This window comes from Yoonia sp. (genome assembly GCF_042093035.1).
Lineage (GTDB): Bacteria > Pseudomonadota > Alphaproteobacteria > Rhodobacterales > Rhodobacteraceae > Yoonia.
Genome location: NZ_JBELFI010000085.1, coordinates 1 through 5,541, shown reverse-complemented (window position 1 = coordinate 5,541; position 5,541 = coordinate 1). Strand labels below are relative to the sequence as shown.

The 5,541-nt window shown below is 57.6% G+C and carries 3 protein-coding genes; all 3 read left to right on the top strand.

From position 1 onward, the window contains the following. A partial coding sequence (locus ACFDSS_RS10765; RefSeq protein WP_375255746.1) for an AsmA-like C-terminal region-containing protein occupies nucleotides 1-3,354 on the top strand: 3,354 nt, incomplete at its 5' end. Continuing rightward, nucleotides 3,351-4,451 carry a tRNA preQ1(34) S-adenosylmethionine ribosyltransferase-isomerase QueA gene (gene queA / locus ACFDSS_RS10760; protein ID WP_375255745.1) on the top strand — a complete coding sequence of 367 codons (1,101 nt, stop codon included), beginning with the start codon at nucleotides 3,351-3,353 and terminating at the stop codon, nucleotides 4,449-4,451. The genes ACFDSS_RS10765 and queA, both read left to right, overlap by 4 nt. Before the next feature lie 55 nt (nucleotides 4,452-4,506). Further along, nucleotides 4,507-5,541, top strand: a 1,035-nt coding sequence (locus ACFDSS_RS10755; RefSeq protein ID WP_375255744.1) for an MFS transporter, incomplete at its 3' end; no start/stop codon positions are given.

The following is a 5,541-nucleotide window of genomic DNA, read 5'->3' as shown; positions in this document are numbered from 1 at the left end:
TGGTTGCTGCGCCGGATGTTGTCATTTAGTAGAAATGACACGATTGCAGGCTATCCTTTGTGCTCAGTTGAGCAAGTGAAAGACATGTCGACCGAACAACCGCGAAAGAAACGCAAGATCCTGTTGCGCACGCTCTGGCGTGTGGTCATCGGGCTGTGCCTGATCGCGCTGTCGGCTTTCGTGGTCTTTGCCTATCTGCTGCTGCGCGGCGATATGGACGCGCCGGATTGGATGCGCACCCGCGTTGAGGCAGGCATTGCACGCTCGGTTCCGGACGGGGATCTTGCGTTTGACGATTTGCAGTTTCGGTTGGACGGGGATGCCCGACCGATTGTTCAAATGCGCAATGCAGTCCTGAGCGGACCAGATGGGGATGTAATCTTTGAGCTTGCAGATTTGCAAGCCGAGCTGTCGCGCCGGGCGCTTCTGGGCGGGCGCTTTGCCCCCAAAAAGCTGATCCTTTCGGGGGCCTTTCTTGATGTGATGCGCGCCGAAGATGGCGCGATTGAGCTGAGTTTTGAGCAGAACAATCATTTGAACACGGTGGACGGGGCCGGAACGCTGGCGACACTGCTTGGGGCTTTGGAATACGACAGTCTGAGCCTTCTTGAAACGGTCGAGGTCGAGGCGATCACATTGCGCTTTGATGACCAGCGGGTCAAACGGTCGTGGACGGTTGACGGTGGTCGTTTGCGTTTGAACATCATGGACGACGCGGTCGAAGCCTCGGGCGATTTTGCGCTTTTGAGTGGACGTGCCAGTGTCGCAACGCTTGAGGCCAATTCACGGTTTGAGCGCGACGGGCAGGGGGCGACCTTTGGCGTGTCCATCGATGAAATGCCGTCGGCGGATCTTGCGACGCAACTTGCGTCTCTGGCGTGGTTGTCGGTGATCGACGCCCCGATCAGCGGCTCGATCCGCGGCGGGCTGGATGAGGCTGGCAACCTGTTGCCGATCTCAACGGCGCTGAAACTTGGCGCGGGCTTTGTTAAGCCGAGTGAGGCGACACGGCCTGTGCCCTTCCGGTCGGCGGGCAGTTACTTCTCCTATAACCCCAAAACCCAAATCATGCAGATCGACGAAATTTCGGTCGATAGCGATTGGCTATCGGGGCAATCATCAGGGTCTGTGGCCGTTCGATTGCGCGACGACGGTTTGCCCGAGGGGTTTGACGCGCGTTTTGATTTCAGCAGGCTACAATCGAGAAAAGGCGGGCTGTGGGGGCAAGAGGTGGTGTATGAAAACACCTCGGTTGCGTTCGGGCTGAGCCTTCAACCCTTTGAATTGAAGCTGCATTCGGCGTCGCTTGGGTATCAGGACGCATTGTTTGAGGTTTCGGGTGCGCTCAAGGGCGGAAAGAACGGCTGGAGCTATCAGCTTGATGGCACCCTGCCGCGATTGAACCATCGGCAATTGGTGGACCTCTGGCCGCAGGGGCGCTCGGAAAAGGCCCGTTTGTGGCTGGATCGCAATATCAGCGATGCGGTTTACAGCGATGCCTCGATGCATTTGATGGCTGCCCCCGGACAACGGGCCGATTTTGGTTTTACCGCCGATATTGCCGAGGCACAGATACAATACGCCCCGGGTATGACCCCGGGCGAGGGTGTCTCGGGGCGGGTGACGCTTGATGCCAGGCGGCTTGTGGCCGAAGTGTCTGAGGGCATGATTTACACGTCCGAGGGTGTCGGGATCGATGCGGCTGGCACTGTGTTTAGCGTTGAGGATGTCTCGGACAAGGCGGGAAATGCGGTTGTGCAATTGAACGGCCGCGGGCCGCTGTCGGCTGTTATGACCTTGCTTGAACAAATTCCCGGATTGGCCGCGGATGAGACCGATCTGGTCAATCTTGCCGATGGACAGGCCGAGTTCGCTGGCGGGCTGGCCTTTCCAATTGGCCGCAAGCCTGCGCCGAATGAGTATCTCTATTCGGTCGAGGGCACGGTTCAGGACGTCACAAGCGATACGCTGGTGGCGAACCAGACCATTGTTTCGGACAGTTTGAGCGTCAGCGCCACGAACGCGCAGATCCTTGTGCAAGGGCTTGCCAGTATTGGCGGGGTGGACGTGTCCGCGACCTGGAGCAGCGGCGAGGCCGGGCAAGGAAACGGCAGTGCGCTGACGGGGCAGATCGAGATTTCGCAGGATTTCGTGAACGAGTTCGGGCTTGGATTGCCCGAGGGCATGGTGAACGGCGAAGGCATTGGCTATCTTTTGGTCGATCTGCCCAAGGGGCAAGACCCGACGTTTGAGTTGAAGTCCGATCTGAATGGGGTCGGACTGGACCTTGGCTTTGTCGGTTGGAGCAAACCGCAATCAACGAAGGGAACCCTGACGGCCATTGGCAGCATGGGCGATCCGGTTGCGATCGACGCATTGGAGATTGAGGCTGACGGTTTTTCGGCCAAGGGGCGCATCGGGTTGCGCGGCGACGGGAGTTTGGATGCTGTTGAATTTGAGCGCATGAAAATTGCTGATTGGCTGGACGCCGGAGTGCGTATTCAAGGCAACGGGTCCGGCGTTGCGCCGGATGTTTTCATCACATCGGGCCGTGTTGATATTCAGGCCTTGACCGCTGACACCGGCGGGATTGGAGCAGTTGGTGATGACACGGTTCAGGGCCGGCTGTTTACCAGTATCGACGAATTGTTCGTGTCCGAGTTTCTGACCATGCAGAACGTGGACGGCGAATTTGATCTGGGCAACAATATGCAGGGTGGCTTTACCGGACGCCTGAATGACACGGTGGATGTTGGCGGAACGATTTCGAGTGATGCCGAGGGGCGGCGCAAGATTTCGGTCTCGGCGGATGATGCGGGAAAAGTGTTTTCCGCGCTGGGTCTTTTGGATCGGGCATCGCAGGGCAGTATCCTCGTCGAATTGGTCGAAAAGTCCGAGGGCTATTCCGGCACCTTTATCGCGCGCGATGTGCGGCTTCTTGATATGCCGCTGTTCGCGGACTTGCTGAATGCGGTGTCTGTGGTGGGTTTGCTCGATCAGTTGAACTTTGATGGGATTGCCTTTGGCGAGGTTGAAGGCGAATTCTACTTTTCCGAGGACAAGTTTATCCTCACTCGTGCCAGCGCGACCGGCCCGTCAATCGGATTGTCGCTGGATGGCACTTATGACTTTGTGAATGACCAATTGGATTTGCAGGGCACTTTGACGCCTGTGTTTCTGGTCAACGGTCTGGGCGGATTGTTCAATCGCAAAGGCGAGGGATTGATCGGCTTTACATTCAATGTCAAAGGACCAGCAGATGATCCTCAGATCAACGTGAACCCGTTCTCGGCACTCGCGCCCTCGCTGTTTCGAGACATTTTCCGCAAACCCGCGCCGGAAGCCCCTGAATGAAGCTGTCAGATTTTGATTTCGACCTACCGGACGATCTTATTGCCACCCGACCTGTAAAACCCCGTAGCGCGGCCAAGTTGTTGGTCGCCGAAGGTGATCGCATCAGCGATGCGGTGGTGACGGATTTGGTGAGGTGGCTGCGCCCGGGGGATCGGCTCGTGCTCAACGACACCAAGGTGATCCCTGCGCGGTTGTTCGGGGAACGTTTCCGCGACGGCGAGACCGGGCGCACCAGTTCAAAGATGGAAGTGACGCTGCTCGAGCCAAAGGCTGACGGGACGTGGCAGGCGCTTATCAAACCGCTGCGCAAAATCCGAGAAGGCGAGATGATTGTGTTCTCAGACGCGCTATCGGCGGTTTTGACGGCGAAGGCGGACGGGCAGGCGAAGCTGGCGTTCAATTGCGAGGGGGACGCGTTTGACGAGGCTCTGGCCGAGGTTGGCCGCATGCCCCTGCCGCCTTACATCGCGGCCAAGCGCCCCGCAGATTTGCAGGATCATCAGGATTATCAGACCGTTTGGGCGCAAAACACGGGCGCTGTTGCCGCCCCGACGGCGAGCCTTCATTTCGACGATGCCTTGTTGGACCTGCTGAAACAGCGCGGTGTCGAGATGACCCATGTGACGCTGCACGTTGGCGCGGGGACGTTCCTGCCGGTGAAGGTTGAGGACGTCACGACCCACAAGATGCACGCTGAGTGGGGGCAGATTACTGAAAAGGCTGCGTCTGAGATTGCCGCGACGAAGGCCGCGGGGGGGCGTATCATACCGGTTGGCACGACGGCGTTGCGCCTGATCGAGACCGCCGCGCGGGACGGTGGTGGGGCTATTCAGCCGTGGGTCGGAAAGACGGACATCTTTATCTATCCGGGGTTTCAGTTTGCAGTGACTGACGCGCTGATGACCAACTTCCACCTGCCGCAATCGACGTTGCTTATGTTGGTGTCCGCTTTGATGGGGCAAGAACGGGTCAAAAAGATCTACGATCACGCCGTGCAAAACCGCTATCGCTTTTTCTCGTATGGGGATGCGTCGCTGTTGTTTCCCGACAAAAATGAGCATGAACTGAAAACGACATCGGATTTGTCGTCCACATAACAGCGTCTACCAGAGCGCGCAGCGATATGGGGCGGAACAGCGAAGGACGCAGCTAATGATATCGGTACTCACATCCTCTTGGGCGTTGCTATTGGGCATGATGCTCTTGATGGTTGGCAACGGGCTGCAAGGCACGTTGCTGGGCGTGCGCGGTGCGATTGAAGGCTTTGGCACCTTTGAGATGTCCGTGGTGATGTCGGCTTACTTCCTCGGCTTTCTTGGGGGGTCGCGGCTTGCGCCAGATATGATCCGCCGCGTCGGGCATGTGCGGGTCTTTGCGGCGCTGGCCTCGTTTATTTCGGCGGTGCTGATCCTTTATCCTGCGATGCCGAACTCGCTGGCTTGGGTTTTGGGGCGTGTCATCATCGGGTTCTGTTTTTCAGGCGTGTATGTCACGGCGGAAAGCTGGCTGAACAACTCGGCCACAAACGAAAACCGTGGGCAGGCGTTGTCGCTTTATATGATCGTGCAGATGGTTGGGATCGTCAGTGCGCAAGGGCTGTTGGTGTTGGCGGACCCGTCGGGATACGTGTTGTTCGTGATCTCGTCGGTGCTTGTTTCGATCTCTTTTGCTCCGATTTTGCTGTCGATCAGCCCGACGCCAGCCTTTGAGTCAACCAAGCCTATGTCGCTGAAAGAACTGCTGCGCATATCGCCTTTGGGTGTGATTGGTATGTTTCTGCTAGGGGGCGTGTTCTCGGCGCAATTTGGCATGGCGCCGGTCTATGGATCCGAGGCGGGGCTATCGATTGGCCAGATCTCGATTTTTGTCGCGGCCTTCTATGTTGGGGCCATGGTGATCCAATATCCGCTTGGGTGGATTTCGGACCGCATGGATCGACGGTTGCTGATTATGATTACCGCCGCATTGGGTGGGGCTGGGGCCGTCTTGGCGATGGTTGGTGGCGGCAGTTTTATCGTTCTCATCATCGCGGCCTTTCTTGTGGGGGGCATGTCCAATCCGCTCTATTCGCTGTTGATCGCTTACACGAACGATTTTCTTGATTATGACGATATGGCCGCCGCCTCGGGGGGGATGGTGTTTATCAACGGTTTGGGTGCGATCTCGGGGCCGATTATCACCGGTTGG